This window comes from Oerskovia douganii (genome assembly GCF_015142735.1).
GTDB lineage: Bacteria > Actinomycetota > Actinomycetes > Actinomycetales > Cellulomonadaceae > Oerskovia > Oerskovia douganii.
On sequence record NZ_JACSPN010000018.1, the window covers coordinates 17,300 to 35,330 of the forward strand.

General features: G+C 70.8%; 13 protein-coding genes. 2 read left to right on the forward strand and 11 right to left on the reverse strand.

What is annotated here, in order from left to right:
- Position 1: 1 nt before the first annotated feature.
- Entirely contained in the window at positions 2–3,766 is a 3,765-nt protein-coding gene (locus H9623_RS13600) for a nitrate reductase subunit alpha (protein WP_193720583.1), read from the reverse strand.
- 128 nt (positions 3,767–3,894) lie between these two features.
- On the opposite strand from H9623_RS13600, the gene H9623_RS13605 reads away from it, so the two are divergent.
- Positions 3,895–4,725, forward strand: a complete 831-nt coding sequence (locus H9623_RS13605) for a helix-turn-helix transcriptional regulator (protein ID WP_193720584.1) — start codon at positions 3,895–3,897, stop codon at positions 4,723–4,725.
- Between the two features lie 47 nt (positions 4,726–4,772).
- Here the strand turns inward: H9623_RS13605 and H9623_RS13610 are convergent, their stop codons facing one another.
- The 5 genes from H9623_RS13610 to H9623_RS13630 all read right to left on the reverse strand — a co-directional run bounded on the left by H9623_RS13610 (position 4,773) and on the right by H9623_RS13630 (position 10,440).
- Positions 4,773–6,077 (reverse strand): MFS transporter, encoded by a 1,305-nt coding sequence (locus H9623_RS13610; RefSeq protein WP_193720585.1) that lies wholly within the window; start codon positions 6,075–6,077, stop codon positions 4,773–4,775.
- 538 nt (positions 6,078–6,615) lie between these two features.
- Positions 6,616–7,194 (reverse strand): hypothetical protein, encoded by a 579-nt coding sequence (locus tag H9623_RS13615; RefSeq protein WP_193720586.1) that lies wholly within the window; start codon positions 7,192–7,194, stop codon positions 6,616–6,618.
- Positions 7,195–7,241: 47 nt separating this feature from the next.
- A complete protein-coding gene (locus H9623_RS13620; RefSeq protein ID WP_227748664.1) occupies positions 7,242–8,099 on the reverse strand; it encodes a TrmH family RNA methyltransferase in 858 nt (285 codons plus the stop codon).
- Positions 8,100–8,193: 94 nt separating this feature from the next.
- Positions 8,194–9,342 carry a glycosyltransferase family 2 protein gene (locus H9623_RS13625; RefSeq protein WP_193720588.1) on the reverse strand — a complete coding sequence of 383 codons (1,149 nt, stop codon included), beginning with the start codon at positions 9,340–9,342 and terminating at the stop codon, positions 8,194–8,196.
- 6 nt (positions 9,343–9,348) lie between these two features.
- Positions 9,349–10,440: a phosphodiester glycosidase family protein gene (locus H9623_RS13630; RefSeq protein ID WP_193720589.1), complete on the reverse strand. Its 1,092-nt coding sequence runs from the start codon at positions 10,438–10,440 to the stop codon at positions 9,349–9,351.
- A gap of 203 nt (positions 10,441–10,643) precedes the next feature.
- On the opposite strand from H9623_RS13630, the gene H9623_RS13635 reads away from it, so the two are divergent.
- Entirely contained in the window at positions 10,644–11,090 is a 447-nt protein-coding gene (locus H9623_RS13635) for a hypothetical protein (RefSeq protein WP_193720590.1), read from the forward strand.
- Between the two features lie 141 nt (positions 11,091–11,231).
- Here the strand turns inward: H9623_RS13635 and H9623_RS13640 are convergent, their stop codons facing one another.
- The 5 genes from H9623_RS13640 to H9623_RS13660 form a co-directional block, all read right to left on the reverse strand.
- Positions 11,232–13,349 carry an ABC transporter ATP-binding protein gene (locus tag H9623_RS13640; RefSeq protein WP_407671924.1) on the reverse strand — a complete coding sequence of 706 codons (2,118 nt, stop codon included), beginning with the start codon at positions 13,347–13,349 and terminating at the stop codon, positions 11,232–11,234.
- On the reverse strand, positions 13,346–15,085 hold the full coding sequence (locus tag H9623_RS13645; RefSeq protein WP_193720591.1) for an ABC transporter ATP-binding protein: 1,740 nt from the start codon (positions 15,083–15,085) through the stop codon (positions 13,346–13,348). Before H9623_RS13645 ends, H9623_RS13640 begins: the two co-directional genes overlap by 4 nt.
- A gap of 149 nt (positions 15,086–15,234) precedes the next feature.
- Entirely contained in the window at positions 15,235–15,933 is a 699-nt protein-coding gene (locus H9623_RS13650) for a TetR/AcrR family transcriptional regulator (RefSeq protein WP_193720592.1), read from the reverse strand.
- Positions 15,934–16,193: 260 nt separating this feature from the next.
- Positions 16,194–17,420, reverse strand: coding sequence for an SPFH domain-containing protein (locus H9623_RS13655; protein ID WP_193720593.1), 1,227 nt, complete (start codon positions 17,418–17,420; stop codon positions 16,194–16,196).
- Between the two features lie 89 nt (positions 17,421–17,509).
- Positions 17,510–17,959, reverse strand: a complete 450-nt coding sequence (locus H9623_RS13660; protein WP_193720594.1) for an NfeD family protein — start codon at positions 17,957–17,959, stop codon at positions 17,510–17,512.
- Positions 17,960–18,031 lie beyond the last annotated feature (72 nt).

Sequence of the window (18,031 nt, forward strand, 5' to 3'; positions counted from 1 at the left end):
CTCAGTACTCCACTTCCTGGTTGCGCCGACGGATGACCGTGTACTCGTCGCGCTGGTTGCCGGTCGGCCCGTAGTAGTTGAAGGCGTAGGTGAGCTGGCCGTAGCCGCCCAGGAGGTGCGTGGGCTTCATCATGATCATCGTCAGCGCGTTGTGGATGCCCCCTCGTTTGCCCGACGCCTCGGCCTTGGGGACGTCGATGTTGCGGTCCTTCGAGTGGTACATGTAGACCGTGCCCGTGGGCATGCGGTGCGAGACCACGGCCCTCGCCACGACCACGCCGTTGCGGTTGACCGCCTCGATCCAGTCGTTGTCCGCGATGCCCGCGGTCCGCGCGTCCTCCTCCGAGATCCAGATCGTGGGGCCCCCGCGCGAGAGCGCGAGCATGTACGGGTTGTCCTGGAACTGCGAGTGCATGGACCACTTGGAGTGCGGGGTCAGGTAGCGCACCGTGACCTCGGTCGAGCCGGGCTCGCTGAAGCCCTGGTGCCCGAAGTGCCGGGCCATGTCGAGCGGCGGCCGGTACACCGGGAGCTGCTCCCCGAGCTCGGTCATCCAGTCGTGGTCGACGAAGAAGTGCTGGCGGCCCGTGAGCGTGTGCCACGGCTTGAGCCTCTCGACGTTGACGACGAACGGCGAGTAGCGTCGTCCGCCCTGCTCGGAGCCCGACCACTCGTAGCTCGTGAAGACGTTCTGCGGGCCCGTGAGGGTCTGGGCGAACGTGACCTGGCGGTCGTGGTTCTCCTCGGCGAGGTCCGCGAGCGGCTTGCCGACCCGCTTCTCGAGGGCCTTGAAGCCCGCGACCGAGACCGCTCCGTTGGTCGTGCCCGACAGCGCGAGGATCGCCTCGCAGAAGTGCGCGGCGGTCTCGAGCGAGGGGCGGCCCTTCGCGACGCCGTCCTTGCGCACGCCGTTGGCCTTCGCGAGGAACTCGACGGCCTGCTCGGGGACCACCGTGACGCCCTTGGTCGTGGTGCCGACCTTCGAGATCAGCGGCCCGACGGCGCGCATCTTCTCCGCGATCTGGGTGTAGTCGCGCTCGACCACCACGAGGCGCGGCATCGTCACGCCCGGCACGGGCTCGCACTCGCCCTTGCGCCAGTCGAGGACGACGCCGCCCGGCTGGGCCATCTCGTCGGGGGTGTCGTGCGTGAGCGGCGCCGCGATGACGTCGGTGCGGGTGCCCAGGTGGGTCTTGGCGAGCTCGGAGACCTTGTCGGCGAGCCCGAGGAACGCGTCGTAGTCGGTCCGGGCCTGCCACGGGGGTGCGATCGCGGCGTTGAGCGCGTGCACGAACGGGTGCATGTCCGTGGTCGAGATGTCTTGCTTCTCGTACCAGGTGGCCGCCGGCAGCACGACGTCTGCGAAGAGCGACGTCGAGGTCATGCGGAAGTCGATGTTGGTCAGCAGGTCGAGCTTGCCCTCGGGGGCCTCGTCCCGCCAGACGACCTCCTCCGGGCGACGCTCGGGCGGGGTCTCGTGCGCCCGCAGGGACGAGTCGGCGCCGAGCAGGTGCTTGATGAAGTACTCGTTGCCCTTGGCCGAGTTGCCGATGAGGTTGGCGCGCCAGACCGTCAGGACGCGTGGGAAGTTCTGCGGGGCGTCCGGGTCCTCGACCGCGAACTTGAGGTTCCCGCTGCGCAGCTCGGAGACCACGTGGTCGGCCACGGGCACGCCAGCGGCTGCGGCCTCGTCGCACAGGTCGAGCGGGTTGCGGTCGAAGCCCGGGTGCGAGGGCGTCCAGCCCATGCGGGCCGCCTGCGTCAGGCAGTCCATCATGCTGCGGTTCTTGAGGGTGCCCGGCCCCGTCGGGGACGCGAGCTCGTCGGCCCCGAAGCCCTCGTAGCGCCACTGGTCCGTGGCGGTGTACCAGAACGCCGTCCCCGCCATGTGGCGGGTCGGCCGCTGCCAGTCGAGCGCGAAGCCCATGTGCTGCTGACCCGTCACCGGCCGGGCCTTCTCCTGGCCCACGTAGTGCGCCCAGCCGCCGCCGTTGACGCCCTGGCACCCCGTGAGGGTCAGGAGCGCGATGAACGTCCGGTAGATGGTGTCCGCGTGGTACCAGTGGTTGGTCCCCGCGCCCATGATGATCATCGACCTGCCCTTGCTCACCTCGGCGTTGCGCGTGAACTCGCGCGCGATCCGGATGCACTGCTCGGCCGGGACCCCGGTCAGGGACTCCTGCCAGGCGGGGGTCCCGGGCGACGTCGGGTCGTCGTAGCCCGTGGGCCACGACCCGGGCAGACCGTCGCGACCCACCCCGTACTGGGCCATGAGCAGGTCGAAGACGGTCGTCACGAGACGTCCGCCCACGCGGATCGCGGGGACGCCGCGCAGGACCGAGGTCCCGCCCTCGGTCTCCCCCACGTCGAACCGCGGCAGCTCGACGACGACGCCGCGGGCCTCGGTGCCCGCGTGCGTCAGGCCCAGGAGGCTCAGCGCCGGGTCGTGGTCCTCGAGGTCGAGGTTCCAGCGGCCCACGCCGTCCTCGGTCCACCGGTCGGCCAGCGTCCCGTTCGGCACGGTGAGCGCGTCGGCGGCCGTGTCGAGGAAGACCGGGCGGAACTCGGGGCGCTCGCCCGTCGCCCCCGCGACGGGCAGCCCGTCCAGGTCGGCCGCCGTGAGGAACTTGGCGGGCCGGAAGACCGGGGCGGGGGCGCCGTCGGGCCCCGTGGCGTCCGGGGACGCCGAGGACGGAGCCTCGTCGAGCGTGACCAGGAAGGGCGCGTCGGTGTACGTGCGCGAGTACGCCTCGAAGTACGGGACCTGGCGGTCGCGGTAGAACTCGGTGAGCAGCACGTGGCCCATGGCCTGCGCGAGCGCGCCGTCCGTGCCGGGGGCGGGCGCGAGCCAGTCGTCCGCGAACTTCACGTTGTCCGCGTAGTCGGGGCTGACCGCGACGACCTTGGTGCCCTTGTAGCGGGCCTCGGCCAGGAAGTGCGCGTCGGGCGTGCGCGTCACGGGGACGTTCGAGCCCCACATCATGATGTAGCTCGAGTTCCACCAGTCGCCCGACTCGGGGACGTCGGTCTGGTCGCCCCAGATCTGCGGGCTCGCGGGCGGCAGGTCCGCGTACCAGTCGTAGAAGCTCAGCAGCGTCCCGCCGATCATCGACAGGAAGCGCGTCCCGACGCCGAAGCTCGCCATCGACATGGCCGGGATCGGGGTGAATCCCACGCAGCGGTCCGGCCCGTACGCCTTGATCGTGTAGACGTGGGCCGCGGCCATGATCTCGGTCGCGAGCTCCCAGTCCGCACGGACGAGGCCGCCCTTTCCGCGGGCCTTCTTGTAGAGCGTGGCCTTGAGCGGGCTCTCGACGACCTCGGCCCACGCGAGCACGGGGTCTCCCAGGCGGCAGCGCGCGTCGAGGTACATGTCGAGCAGGACGCCGCGCACGTAGGGATACCGCACGCGCGACGGCGAGTACGTGTACCAGGAGAACGACGCGCCACGAGGACAGCCGCGCGGCTCGTACTCGGGGCTGTCGAGGCCCGTCGTCGGGTAGTCGGTGCCCTGGTGCTCCCAGGTGATGAGACCGTCCTTGACGTAGACGTCCCACGCGCACGAGCCCGTGCAGTTCACGCCGTGGGTCGAGCGCACCACCTTGTCGTGCGCCCAGCGGTCACGGTAGAACCGGTCCCACTCCGAGGGGTCCGTCTCGATCATGGCGTGCGCCGAGTCGAACACCTCGGTCTGCGGGAAGTGGCTGCGCGTCTTCAGCAGCTTCTTCATCAGGGGCGACATGGTCGCCGGGTCGTCGATCGTCATGACGGGTACTCCTCGGGGACAGCGTGGGGGGCGTTCGTGCGATGGTTGTCGTGGTGAGCACGTCGGCCGGGGGCAGCCGGACGTCTCGACGTCAGTGATCGGTGAGCGGGAGGAAGTGGGGCGAGCACGTGCCCAGACAGCACGTCAACGGTGGTTTCGACGGCACGACCGGTCGCAGCGACCACGGTGGGAGACGGACGCACGTCATCCAGCTGCTGCGCGACTCCAGGGCGCCGGTGTCCGTCCAGGACATCGCCCAGGAGGTCGGCATCCACCAGAACACCGCGCGGTTCCACCTCGAGGCGCTCGTCGACGCCGGGCTGGCCGAGCGCACCCAGCAGGCCAGGACGACACCGGGTCGGCCCAAGGTGCTCTACCGGGGCACGCTGCCCAACCAGACGCACGAGCGCGCGCAGGCGTACCGGCTCCTGGCCGAGGCCCTGACGACCGCGGTCGCCGCCAACGTGCCGGAGGCCGCGACGGTCACGTACTCGGTGGGCCGCAGCTGGGGCAGGAGCCTCACGGAGACTCCCGACCCGGGCGAGGCGTACAGCGAGGACGAGGTCTCGGCCCGGCTCGTGTCCAAGCTCGACGCGCTGTGGTTCGCGCCCACCCCGCGGGGTGAGCCGTCCGCGCACGTCTCCGCGCCCGGCAAGGGCATGGACGCGCTCGTGCTCAACAACTGTCCGTTCGTGGCGACCGCCCGCAGCACCCCGCAGGTCGTGTGCTCGCTGCACGCGGGGTTCATCAACGGCACCCTGGCCGAGCTCGGCTCGGAGCTGCGCGCGACGGCCCTCGTGCCGCACTTCGGCGAGCACCACTGCGTCGCACGGCTCGAGACCGTGACGCCGGGGCGCCACGACGAGACCGTCCCGATCCCGATCCTCGTGACCGGGGGTGCAGGGGGTCCCGGCGCCGCCGGGCCTGCTGCCGCGAGGCCCGCGCCCGACGCCTGCTGAGCGTCGGGCTGCGGGTCCGCGGGGGTGTGCTGCGGGGGGTCGCACGATCAGCTCTTGGCCTCGGCGCCGGGGCGTGCGTAGAAGTGCCAGGCGATGCCCGCGCACAGCAGGGCGTAGGCGATGATCCCGCCGAACACCGCCGTCCTCGGCAGGTAGTTGAACAGCATGGAGAACAGGAACGGTCCGAACGCCGCGATCGCGGCCGTCCAGCCGATCACGCCGCCTGCCTGGCGGGCCGGGAAGATCATGGGCATCTGCTTGAACGTCGCGGCGTTGCCGACCCCGCAGAAGAAGAAGATCAGGACCATCCCGGTCATGAAGATCGGGAGGCTCGGAATCTGGCCGTCCGCGACCGTGACCTGGCCGAACAGGACGAGCCCGGCCGAGGCCGCGACGCCGATCCCGGACACCACGGTCCACACGCCGCCGCCGAAGCGGTCGCAGAGCGGCCCCCAGCACATGCGGGCGAGCGAGCCGACGAGCGCACCGAGGAAGACCCACGTCAGGTACTCGGGGCCGAACTGCTGCTTGAGGAGCATGCCGAACGTGCCGGCGAGCCCGGAGAAGATCCCGAAGGTCAGGACGTACTCCATGGTCATGAGCCAGGTGTGCTTGTTCTGGAAGATGTCGAACTGCTGCTTGAGGTTGGCCTTGACGGGCACCGACTTGAGCAGGGTCCACGCGAGCACGACGCCGACGACCGCGAACGGGATGAAGATGAGTCCGGGGTTCTGCAGCCACACCTGGCGCGGCTCGGCGTTCTGCGGGTGCGCGAGCTGTCCGGCGAGGCCGAACATCCCGAACCCGATGGCCCACGGCACGACGAACTGGACGACCGAGACGCCGAAGTTCCCGATCCCGGCCTGCAGGCCCAGCGCCGTGCCCTGCTTGCTCTTGGGGAAGAAGTACGACGTCGAGGGCATGTAGCCCGAGAACACGCCACCACCGAGCCCGGCGGCGAGGGCGAGCGCGACGAGCAGCGCGTAGGAGGGCTGCGTCGGGAGCATCACGACCCAGGTCCACCCGACGAACGGGATGATCATGAGGAGCGCGGACAGCGTCAGCATCTTGCGGGTGCCGAGCATGGGCGGGAGCATCATCCAGACGATGCGCAGCAGACCGCCCGTCAGGCCGGGCATGGCGAGCAGCCAGTAGGACTGGCTCTCGCTCAGGTCCCATCCGGTGACCGTGCCGAGCGTGGGGATGAGGGCCCCGGGCAGGTACCAGATGATGAACGCGAGCATGAGGTTGAACGTCGTGACCCAGAGCGTGCTCCAGGCGACCTTCGAGTCCCAGCGCTGGGGGTCGTTGGGGTCCCAGTCGATCAGGTCGCGGCGCGCGTCGGTGCTCACCTGGTGTGCTGGTCTGGGGGCTACGTCGGCTGTGACCACCGGGTGTCTCCGTCCGAGAGGTGGGGGGGTGTTGGGGCACCCACAACATATGGACGAGATCACTCGTGCGTACCGGGACCTAGGTCCCGCCGGAGCGCCCTTGGTCCCGAACCGGGACACCGGCCCTCGAGGGGCTCTGACCTGCTCCTTTGCGGGCCCGGGGAGTTGTTTCGGATCAACTCGGGCGTGCTCGTCCCCCGTGGCCCGGTGGCGCCCGACGGCGGGCCGTCCGAGGCGTGCGGGCGGCGGCGGGGGCGGCGGGTTTCGCCCGAAGAACGGGTCGATGGCGGTGCGCGGCACGTCGGTCCCCGGACTTTGTGCTTTTCGTCACAATCGACGTCGTCCGAGGTCAGGAGGCGGGCGCGGCGCCCGCGCGGGTACCGCTTGCCCGACGGCGCCGCTCACGTCAGGCGGTGCGCTCGCCGTCGCCGAGCGAGGTCCCGAGGCCCCGGCAGGTCATGGAGTCTGGTGTCGACGTGCCGGTCGTGTGAGCGCGCAGCTAGACGTACGGGAGCACTCCACCGGGACATGCCGACACGGTGTACCCCACCGCTCCACCCTCCGTCACGATCGGCTCGCCCCCGGCGAGCGGGACTCCGATGAAGTAGACCCAGCACATGAGGTCCCCGATCCCCTGCGGATCCCGGGCCGCGTAGTCCAGCTCGCTGCCCCAGACGTGGCAGAACGCGGCCTTCTGCTCCTGGAGGTAGTGGTCGACGCATCCGAGACCCACCTCCTGGAGCACCTGGACATCCGTCGACTCAGCGACCACCGCGACATTCGCCTGGCCGCCCTTGGCTTCCTTGTCGACCGCCACGGAACGCACCATCGACTCGTCGAAGGTCATCGGCTCCGGCTCGGGTTCGACCGGGGCAGGATCCTCTTCTGGAGCCGCTTCCTCGGGGGTGGGGGCGGGTGGGAGGTCAGCCCCGTCGGGCATGGGGCCGGCTGCCTCGCCCGGCGACTCTCCCGCCGACGACGACGCCGGTCCAGGCACGTCGCCAGCCTCCGTCGAAGCGCACCCTCCCAGGACGAGGAGGGACAGAACAACGAGGGAAACCACCCGGGGAGTCGTCACGGTGCCATCCTGGCCTAACCGCGGCACGCGAGGCCAGGCCCAGGATCTCAGGCCCGTGTCGCCCAGAACACCACCGCGGCGCTCGCCGCGACGTTGAGCGAGTCCACTCCCCCGGCCATCGGGATCTTCACGACGTGGTCGACGGCCGCCAGCGTCGAGCGTTGGAGCCCGTGCCCCTCGGTCCCGAACACGAACGCCGACCTCTCGTCCCCCCGTGCGACGTACTCGTCGAGCGTCAGCGAGTCGTCCGACAGCGCGAGCGCCGCGACCGTGAACCCGTGCTCGCGCAGCTCCTCGACGCCGCCCGGCCACGACTCGAGCCGCGTCCACGGCACCTGGAACACCGTCCCCATCGAGACGCGGACGCTGCGCCGGTACAGCGGGTCCGAGCACCGCGGCGACACCAGCACGGCGTCCACGCCCAGGCCCGCCGCGCCCCGGAAGATCGCGCCCACGTTGGTGTGGTCGACGATGTCCTCGAGCACGGCCACACGCCGCGCCCCCTGCCCGTCGCGGGCTGTGGTGAGCAGCTCGTGCACGCTCGGCAGGACCGGGCGGTGCATCGCGGACAGTGCGCCGCGGTGCAGGTTGAACCCGGTGATCGACTCCAGGACGGCGGGTTCGGCGACGTACACGGGCACGGGCTCGCCCGTGCCGCCGGGCCCGTCGTCCAGCCCGACGGCGGAGATCGCCTCCTCGAGGCCGGGGAGCCACTTCTCGGCCATGAGGAACGACCGCGGCCGGTGCCCGGCACGGAGCGCACGGTGGATCACCGTGGTGCTCTCAGCGATGTACATGCCCTTCTCCGGCTCGTTCTTCGAGCGGAGCTCGACGTCCGTGAGGTTGGTGTAGTCGGCGAGGCGCGGGTCGGCCGGGTCGGTCACGTGGATGATCTGCACGCTCAGATTCTCCCGCACCCACGGCGGGGGTCCGCAGCGGGCCCCTGCCCGCCCCGGTGCCGAGCACGAGGTTGCGGTCGTTCTGACGGCATTCGCGACCTCAACCTCGTGGTCGAGCGCGCGGAACCTCGTGCTCGGCGGCCGGGCGCCCCACAGCAGCGACGAGCCCGCCCGGTTCGCGCTGCCCGGTCGGTACCGTCGGGCGGAACACCACGCGCCTCTGCACCTGATAGCTCGTCGCGAACAGCAGCACCTCGGTCAGGACCTTGGCCGGCAGCAGCGCGAGACCCAGCCCGGTCAGCCCCCAGAGCATCCCGTACCCCGCGACCAGCAGCCCGACCGCGAGCGCCGCGTACCGCAGCGCGGCCCGCCGCCCCGTGCCGGGCGCACCCCCGCGCCCCGGGTCTGCCGCCGCACCGGCGCCGGCGCCCGCTCCGAACACCCGCCGGTTCACCAGGAAGTTCACGGCCCCGCTGACCCCGCGCGCACCGACCACGGACACGAGCAGCGACCCCGTGACGGCGTCGAGCACCAGCAGCGCCGCGGTGTCGATCCCGAACGCGAGGAGCGACGACAGCGAGAACGCGAGCAGCGGCGCGTAGATGCGGGCCGAGTCGGCGAGCGGACGGAAGTGCGAGGAGGCGTTGCCGTCGAGGTAGATCGTCTCGATCCGGACCTCGACCACGGGTCGCCCTTCGCGCGCCGCGGTCAGCAGCACGTTGAGCTCGTACTCGTACCGGTCGCCGCGCACGGCGAGCAGCCATCCGATCATCGAGGCGGGGTAGCCGCGCAGGCCGGTCTGGGTGTCGTGGACCCGCAGCCCGGTCGCGGCCCGGAACAGCCACCGGGTGACGCTGTTCCCCAGCCGGCTGCGCACGGGAACGTCCCCGACGAACGCCCGCGCTCCGAGGACCACGGCCGCGTCACGCTCGGACACCCGCTCCCCGACCCGCAGGACGTCGGCGACGGCGTGCTGCCCGTCGGCGTCGGCGCACACCACGTCCTGCCCGGGCCAGCGCCGCGCGACCTCGGCGAACCCCCGCCGCAGCGCCGCGCCCTTGCCGCGGTTGTCCGGGAACCCGACGACGACCGCTCCGAGGCGGGCGACGTCGTCGAACACCGGGCGGAACGCCGGCCCGCTGCCGTCGTCGACGACGACGATCCCCCGCACCTCGCCCGTGGCACGCAGCCCGGAGACGAGCCGCACGAGCGCCCGGTCCGGCTCGTAGGCCGGGATCAGCACGATCATGCCCGCTCACTCCCCGACGTAGAGGATGTCGGAGGTGCCGCGCTCCTTGCCGCGACCCAGGGGGTCGTTGACGAGCTCGCCGTCGTAGTACATGGTCGACGACCCGCCGCCGTCGAGGTTGTACGCGGTCGTCGCGCCGAGGTCCTGCATGATCTCGGCGAGCTCGGTCATGGTCACGCCGCGGCTGTACCCGGCGCTGCGTCCGTCGACCACGACGAAGACGAGGTGGTTCTCGCCGATCACCCCCACGGCGGTGCGGGGCTGCTCGCCCTGGATCGAGTGGTTGCCGACGTTGGTGTCGACCTCGACCTCGTCGATCCCGTCGATCACGTCGCCGTCCTCGAGCAGGGCGGGACCGAACGACACCGTGTTCCACACGCCCGCGTCGACGAGCTCCTGGGCGGTCGTGGCGGTCTCGTCGTAGACCTCGACGGTCCCGTCGCGGTAGAACGCGAGACCGTCCCGGGCGCCCTCGTCGCGGTAGACGACGCCGTTGCGGATCACGATCCCCGTGGACCGGAACCCGTAGTAGTCGCCGTTGATCGCGAAGAGGGCGTCGTTGTCGGCCGCGATGTCGGAGGTCTTCTCGGTGATGTTCTCCCCGAACGCGTTCTGGGCGAACGCCGAGCGCAGGTCGGTCGCGTCCCCCAGGACGACGTCCGCGACGTAGTACGTCACGGTGTCGTCGCCCGTGCCCTCGACGACCTGGCGCACGCTCACGCTCGTCCCGTCGGAGGACGCGCTCGTCCCGGCGTCCGTGGTGCCCGACGACGTCCCCTCCGTCCCGGATCCGCTCGCCGACACCTGGCTCGCCTCGTAGGCGGCGACGTCGGCGATCTCGACGTGCTCGACCACGAAGCGGTCCAGGGCCCACGCGGCGACCCCGCCGAGCGCGAGGGTCAGCGTGAGACCGCCCGCGACGAGCGCACGGTGCGGGCGTCTGCGGCGGGCCGCCACGGGTGGAGCCGCTCCCGCCGAGCGGTCGGGGACGGTCCCGGCGTCAGGGACGGCCGCGTCGTCGTGACCGAGCGCCTCGGCGGGCGACGGGTCGTCCGAGCGGGTGGGCAGGCTTCCTGTCTGCTGGTCGTCTCGTGTCATGCCCCCAGGTCTACGCAGCGCGCGTGTGCCCGGCACAGGTGCTGCCTGAGGGTGTCCTGTGAGGTGCGTCCTGACAGGTGCGCGTGATCGCCGTCACGAGGACACGCTCCCGGCGGACCTGCGAGTGAGACGTCGCTCACTCTTGCGCCCCTCGACGGTAAATGCATACTTTCCGCACGGTTCCTGCGTGATTTCATGGATGCATGAAGAAGCAGATGATGGCACTCGCTGCCGTGGGCGCGATCGCGCTCCTGAGCGCGTGCGGCACCGAGACGACGACCGACAGCGGCTCCTCCACCGACGAGACCCCTGCGGGCGCGACCAACATGCAGGTGTGCGAGAAGTACTTCGAGCCGAGCGACCTGCCGTCGGTCGCCGAGCGCGTCTCGGAGGAGCTCGAGTACGACATGGAGGCGCTCACGGACGACCAGTCGAACGCGATGCGCAGCACGAACATCCAGCTCGAGGCGATCCTGCGCCTCGCCGGGCCCGAGGACACCAACCTCGTCATCAGCAAGATCAAGACGCCGTTCCAGATGGCTGACGACCTCGTCGCCGGGACCGGCACCTCGATCGACACGACCGGCGCTGCCGAGGCCGTGGCCGAGCTCGAGGCGATCTGCGAGACCGCGGGCTACACCGCTTCCTGATCAGCAGCTCCATCATCCAGCACTGAACTCGTCCCCATCCCGGACGAAGCCCCGAGAGCCGGTACCGCCCAGAAGGCGGGACCGGCTCTCGTCGTCCTGGGGTGTCGGGCGGGCCTGCTCAGGGCCGGCCCGCCCGCGTGCTCAGCGCGTCATCTCCCCCTCGGCGATCTCCTCGACCGCGGCCGCGGCGAACTGGCTCTCGTAGAGCCGTGCGTACGCGCCGCCCTTCTCGATGAGCACCTCGTGGTTGCCCATCTCCACGATCGCGCCGTCCTCCATGACGAGGATGACGTCGGCGTCGCGGATGGTCGACAGGCGGTGCGCGATCACGAACGAGGTCCGCCCGGCGCGCAGGGCGTTCATGGCCTGCTGCACGAGCACCTCGGTGCGGGTGTCGACCGAGCTGGTCGCCTCGTCGAGGATGAGGATCGCCGGGTCGGCGAGGAACGCGCGCGCGATCGTCAGGAGCTGCTTCTCCCCCGCGCTCACGCCCGAGCCCTCGTCGTCGATCACGGTCGCGTAGCCGTCGGGCAGCGTGCGCACGAACGGGTCCACGTGCGTGGCCCGCGTGGCCTCGAGGAACTGCTCCTCGGTGACCTCGACGCCGTCGGGCACGCCGTAGCGCAGGTTCTCCTCGATGGTGCCCTTGAAGAGCCAGGTGTCCTGCAGGACCATGCCGATGTTGGACCGCAGACCGTCGCGCGTCATGGTCCGGGTGTCGACGCCGTCGAGCGTGATGCGCCCGCCGTCGACCTCGTAGAACCGCATGATGAGGTTGACGAGGGTCGTCTTGCCCGCGCCCGTGGGGCCGACGATCGCGACGGTCTGGCCGGGCTCGGCGACGATCGACAGGTCGTCGATGAGGGGGCGGTCGGGCACGTACCGGAACGAGACGTCCTCGAACGTGACCCGGCCCTGCACGTTGGTGAGCACGGCCGCGGGCGACGGGTCCGGGGACTGCTCCTCGGCGTCGAGCAGCTCGAACACGCGCTCCGCGGAGGCGACGCCCGACTGCAGGAGGTTCATCATCGAGGCGATCTGCGTGATGGGCTGGGTGAACTGGCGCGAGTACTGGATGAACGCCTGGACGTCACCGAGCGAGAGCGTGCCGGACGCGACGCGCAGGCCACCGACGACGGCGACGATCACGTAGTTGAGGTTCGCGACGAAGCCCATCGCGGGCTGGATGATCCCGGAGATGAACTGCGCCTTGAAGCTCGCCTCGTAGAGCTCGGCGTTCTCGTCCGTGAACGTGTCGACGGCCGTCTGCTGGTGGCCGTAGACCTTGACGAGCGCGTGGCCCGTGTACATCTCCTCGACGTGCGCGTTGAGGCGCCCGGTCGCGGCCCACTGCTTGATGAACTGCGGCTGCGAGCGCTTGGCGATCATGGCCGTGACGAGCACCGACAGGGGCACGGTCACGAGCGCGATGACGGCGAGCAGGGGCGAGATCCAGAACATCATGGCGAGCACGCCGACCACGGTCAGGACCGAGGTCACGAGCTGCGAAAGCGTCTGCTGGAGCGTCTGGGCGACGTTGTCGATGTCGTTGGTGACGCGGCTGAGCACCTCGCCCTTCTTCTGCCGGTCGAAGTAGGACAGGGGCAGGCGTCCGAGCTTGGCCTCGACCTCGGCGCGCAGCCGGCGCACGGTGCGCTGGACCACGGACGTGGTCACGCGTCCCTGGATCCACCCGAACAGGAAGGAACCGACGTAGATCGCGAGGACCCACAGCAGGATCACGCGCAGGGCCGTGAAGTCGATGCCCTGGCCGGGCACGACGTCCATGGCTGCGAGCATGTCGGCCTGCGTGCCCTGACCGTCGGCGCGCAGGGCCGCGACGGCCTGCTCCTTGCTGACGCCAGCCGGCATCTGGGAGCCGATCACGCCCTCGAAGATGACGTTGGTGCCGTTGCCGAGGAGCTTGGGTCCCAGCACGGCGAGCGTCACGGACAGGATCGACAGGACCGTGATGACGGCGACGGCCAGGCGCTCGACGCGCAGGTAGCCCGCGAACCGCTTGAGCGAGCCGGTGAAGTCCATGGCCTTCTCGGTGGGCATGCCCATGCCGCCCATGGGGCCGTGGCCGCCGCCCTGGGGGCGGCCCTTGAGCCGCGTCGCGGACAGGTCGGGCTTGTCGCCCGTGCCGTGCGTCTCGGGTGCATCCGTCACGGGCGCCCCGGCGCCCGACGGCGTCACGTGCGTCTCGGCGTTCTTGTCGCCCGGGTTGTCGCTCGGGCGGGGGGTCTGGGTGCTCATGCTGCCTCCTGCGCCGAGAGCTGCGAGTACACGATCTCCTGGTACGTCTCGCACGTCTCCAGGAGCTCGTCGTGGGTGCCGGTGCCGACGATGCGGCCGTGGTCGAGCACGACGATCTGCTCGGCGTGCCGGATGGTCGCGACGCGCTGGGCGACCAGGAGGACCGTGGCCTCGCGGGTGCGGGGCGCGAGGGCGAGCCGCAGGGCGGCGTCGGTCGCGTAGTCGAGGGCCGAGAACGAGTCGTCGAACAGGTAGACGCTGGGCTTGCGGACGATCGCGCGGGCGATCGCGAGCCGTTGGCGCTGACCGCCCGAGAAGTTGGTGCCGCCCTGGGACACGGGGGCGTCGAGCTGCCCGTCGAGCTGTTCGACGAACTCGCGCGCCTGCGCGACCTCGAGCGCCTCCCACACCTCCTCGTCGGTCGCGTCCTCCTTGCCGTAGCGGACGTTGTCCCCGACGGTGCCGGAGAACAGGTAGGCCTTCTGCGGCACGTAGCCGATCATCGACCACAGGTCCTGGAGCGCGACGTCACGGACGTCGGTGCCGTCGATCCTCACCGAGCCGGCCGTCGCGTCGAACAGCCGCGGCACGAGCTGGAGCAGGGTCGTCTTGCCGGATCCCGTGGACCCGATGATCGCGGTCGTGCCGCCGGGGCGGGCCGTGAACGTGAGGTCGTGGAGCACGGGGTCCTCGGCACCGGGGTACCGGAAGTCGACGTCCTCGAACGTGATGACCCCGGTGCGGTCGGCGCGCGGTGCGAGGTGCACGGGCGACGCGGCCTCGACGACGGTGGTCTCGGTGTCGAGGACCTCGCCGATGCGCTCGGCCGAGACCGCGGCACGCGGGACCATCATGAAGATCATGGTCGACATCATCACGGCCATGAGGATGTACATGATGTAGCTGAGGAACGCGGTCAGCGCCCCGATCTGCATGCCGTTCTCGACGCGATAGGCGCCGAACCACAGGACCGCGACGCTGGTCGCGTTCATGACGAGCATGACGGTCGGGAACATGAGCGCCATGAGCTTGCCGACACGCAGCGACGTGTCGTAGAGCCGGTCGTTGGCGACCGCGAACCGCTCCTCCTCGCGACGCTCGCGCACGAACGCGCGGATGACGCGGATGCCGGAGATCTGCTCGCGCAGCACGCCGTTGATCGCGTCGATCCGCTTCTGCATCTTGCGGAAGTAGGGGACCATGCGGGAGACGATCAGCCCGACCACGACGCCCAGGACGGGGACGACGACGAGCAGGAGCCCCGAGAGCTCGACGTCCTCCTGGAGCGCCATGATGACGCCGCCGACGAGCATGATGGGCGCCATGACCATGATGGTGAAGGCCATGAGGACGACCATCTGGACCTGCTGGACGTCGTTCGTGGTGCGGGTGATGAGCGAGGGGGCTCCGAGCACGCCCATCTCCTGGGCGGAGAAGGACTGGACCCGGGTGAAGAGCCCGTTGCGCACGTCGCGCCCGAACGACATGGCGACCTTGGCGCCGAAGTACACCGCGACGATCGCGCAGATCACCTGCCCGAGGCTGATGACGAGCATGACGCCGCCCGTGCGCATGATGTAGGCGGTGTCGCCCTGCGTGACGCCCTGGTCGATGATGTCGGCGTTGAGGCTGGGCAGGTAGAGGGTCGCGATGGTCTGCACGAGCTGGAGCACGAGCAGGATCAGGATGGGCGTCCGGTAGGGACGCAGGTACGTCCTCAGTAGACGAAGAAGCATGTGGGGTCCTGTCAGGGGTGGGGGCGAGAGGAGGACGGGGATCTCGACGGTGCCCGACGGCGGCGCGCACGTCGAGCGGATTCGGGGACCTCGCCGACCGGTCCAGCATGCGTCGCCGGGGCGACGACCGCGAGGGCGGGGCGACGGGGTCAGGCGAGCGACGCCGTCGGGACGGGGCGGGGCGGCGGACCGGTGCCCTGGCACGGGTCGTCCAGGACGCCGTGCAGGAAGACGTCGACGATCTGGGTCGGGTCGAGCGGCCCCTGCGTGATGAGCGGACTCGCGTGCCCGTGCACGAGGAAGAAGAACACGCTCGCGGCGACGCGCGGCTCGGTGCGCAGCTCCCCGGCATGCAGGTCGATGCGGGCCTCGATCGCGGAGACGATGTCCTGGACGGCGGACATCCGGGCGTCGTGGTGGGATCCGGGGCCGTGCTCGCCGTGGCGCCCACGGGCGTCGCCGCCCGAGCCTGTCGGCCCCAGGCCGCCCGGGTGGCCCCGCAGGGCCCCGGCGCCGGGCCGGTCCCCCATGACCTGGTGGGCGACCTGCACGATCCTCGCGGTCGCGCGCTGGCTGTCCTGGATGACCTCGGCCAGCGCCACGAGGGTCGCCTCGAGCGAGTCGTGGGCGGGGAGCTCGTGGATCGACCGGACGAGCGGCGCGGGGTCGAGGGCCGCGACCAGGGCCGCATGGATCAGCTCGTCCTTGTCCTCGAACGCACGGAACAGGGTGCCCTCGGCGACGTTCGCGGCCTGCGCGATCTGCCGCGTGGTGACGGCCGCGCCGTAGCGCGCGAGCAGGGGGACGGTCGCGGTGGCGATCGCCGCGCGACGGTCGTCGCGGCTCATGGGTCGGGCTCTGCCCGAGGAGGTGGTCACCCGCCGACCATAAGTGAGTGAGCACTCACTCGTCAAGGTTGCCCGGCGCAACCGACGCCCTCGTCGGAGGCGCCCGACCCGAGGGTGGCCAGGCGACCGGCGCCGTCACCCGACCCCGCTCGGGGTTCGGCACCGTGGCGACCGGGCGGACGCCGGAGGGGCGCCGCTCTCGCGACGCCCCTCCGGGACCTCTGTTCTGCCGTGCCGCCAGCGACACCGACCTGCTGGCGCTACGGACGGTCCTCCGGAGCACCGCCGTCGGTCGCGTCGTCCTGCACCGGCGGCGTGCCGAGAGGCCGCGGCGCAGCCGTGCCGGGCTCGGGCGTGGGCACGTGGCGCTGCCCCGGACCGCCCGGGCGCTGCCCGCGCTCGGCCTCCGGGTCGAACGGCAGGCCCGAGTGCGTGCCCGCGCTCGTGGCGTCTGCCGTCGCGGCCTCCGCCTGACGACGAGCCTCTGCGAGAGCCTCGGCCGGGTCGACCAACGCGGGGGTGCCGAAGTTGACCCGGTCGCGGTCGCGCTCACGACGGGCCGTCTCGGAAGCCTCCGCCCCGTCGCCGGACGGCGTGGGCAGCCCCCCGAAGCCCTGGGCGATCGACCCCAGCGCTGCCGTGAACTCGGTGGGGATGACCCACAGCTTGCTCGCGGTGCCGTCGGCGATCTTGGGCAGCATCTGCAGGTACTGGTAGGCGAGCAGCTTGGGGTCCGCGTCACCCTCGTGGATCGCGTCGAAGACCTGCAGGATGGCGCGCGCCTCGCCCTCAGCGTTCAGGATCGCCGCCTGGGCGTTGCCCTCTGCACGGAGGATCGCGGCCTGCTTCTCGCCCTCGGCCGTCAGGACCTGGGACTGCTTGATGCCCTCGGCCGTCAGGATCGTGGCGCGGCGGTCACGCTCGGCACGCATCTGCTGCTCCATGGAGCCCTGCACGCTCGCGGGCGGGTCGATCGACTTGAGCTCGACGCGGTTGACGCGCACGCCCCAGCGCCCCGTCGCCTCGTCGAGCACACCGCGGAGCTGGCCGTTGATCTGGTCGCGGCTCGTCAGGGTCTGCTCGAGGTCCATGGAACCCACGACGTTGCGCAGCGTGGTGACCGTGAGCTGCTCGATGCCCTGGATGTAGTTCGCGATCTCGTAGACCGCGGACTTGGGCTCGGTGACCTGGAAGTAGATGACCGTGTCGATGCTCACGACCAGGTTGTCCGAGGTGATCACGGGCTGCGGCGGGAACGACACGACCTGCTCGCGCAGGTCCACCCCCGCCCGCACCCGGTCCACGAAGGGGATGAGCAGGTGCAGGCCGGGCTCGAGCGTGCTCGAGTAGCGGCCCAGCCGCTCGATGATCAGCGCGGTCGCCTGCGGAACGATCCGGACCGCCTTCACGAGCGCGACGATCACGAACAGCAGGATCAGTCCGAGGACGATGTACACGGCGATCATTCCGGTGTCTGGGTCACTCATCGATGTTCTCCTGAGGATGGTTCTCGGTGGGCTGACGGGTCGTGCGGAGAGTCGTCGCGCGCAGGGGTCCTGGGGCGCGGGTCAAGCGCTCAGACGCTGTGGCTGTCCGAGGCGAGCGACTGGACGACCGCGGTCGCGCCGTCGATGTGGACGACGCGGACCTCGGTGCCGACGGGGAGCTCGGGCGACCCGTCGACCGTCCGCGCGCTCCAGATCTCCCCCTGGAGCTTGACCCGGCCGCTGAGCCCGGTCACACGGTCGACGACGACGGCGGTCCGGCCGATCTGGGCGGCGGCGCCGGTCTCGGCGAGCGGCACACGGTGGCGCAGGTGACGCAGCAGCCAGGGGCGCAGCGAGAGCAGCAGGGCGGCCGACACCACGGCGAACGTGACGATCTGCAACCAGAGCGGCCCACCGGCCGCGTTGACCCCGGCCGCGGCGAACGCCCCGCCCGCGAACATGATGAGCACGAGGTCGAGGGAGACGATCTCGATCAGGATGAAGAGGAGGCCCGCTCCGACCCACCACAACCAGTCCATGACGGTTCCTTCCGTCGTGAGGCTCGTTCGCTGCACGTCGTCGACGTGCCGACACCACCTGCGTTCTTTGCC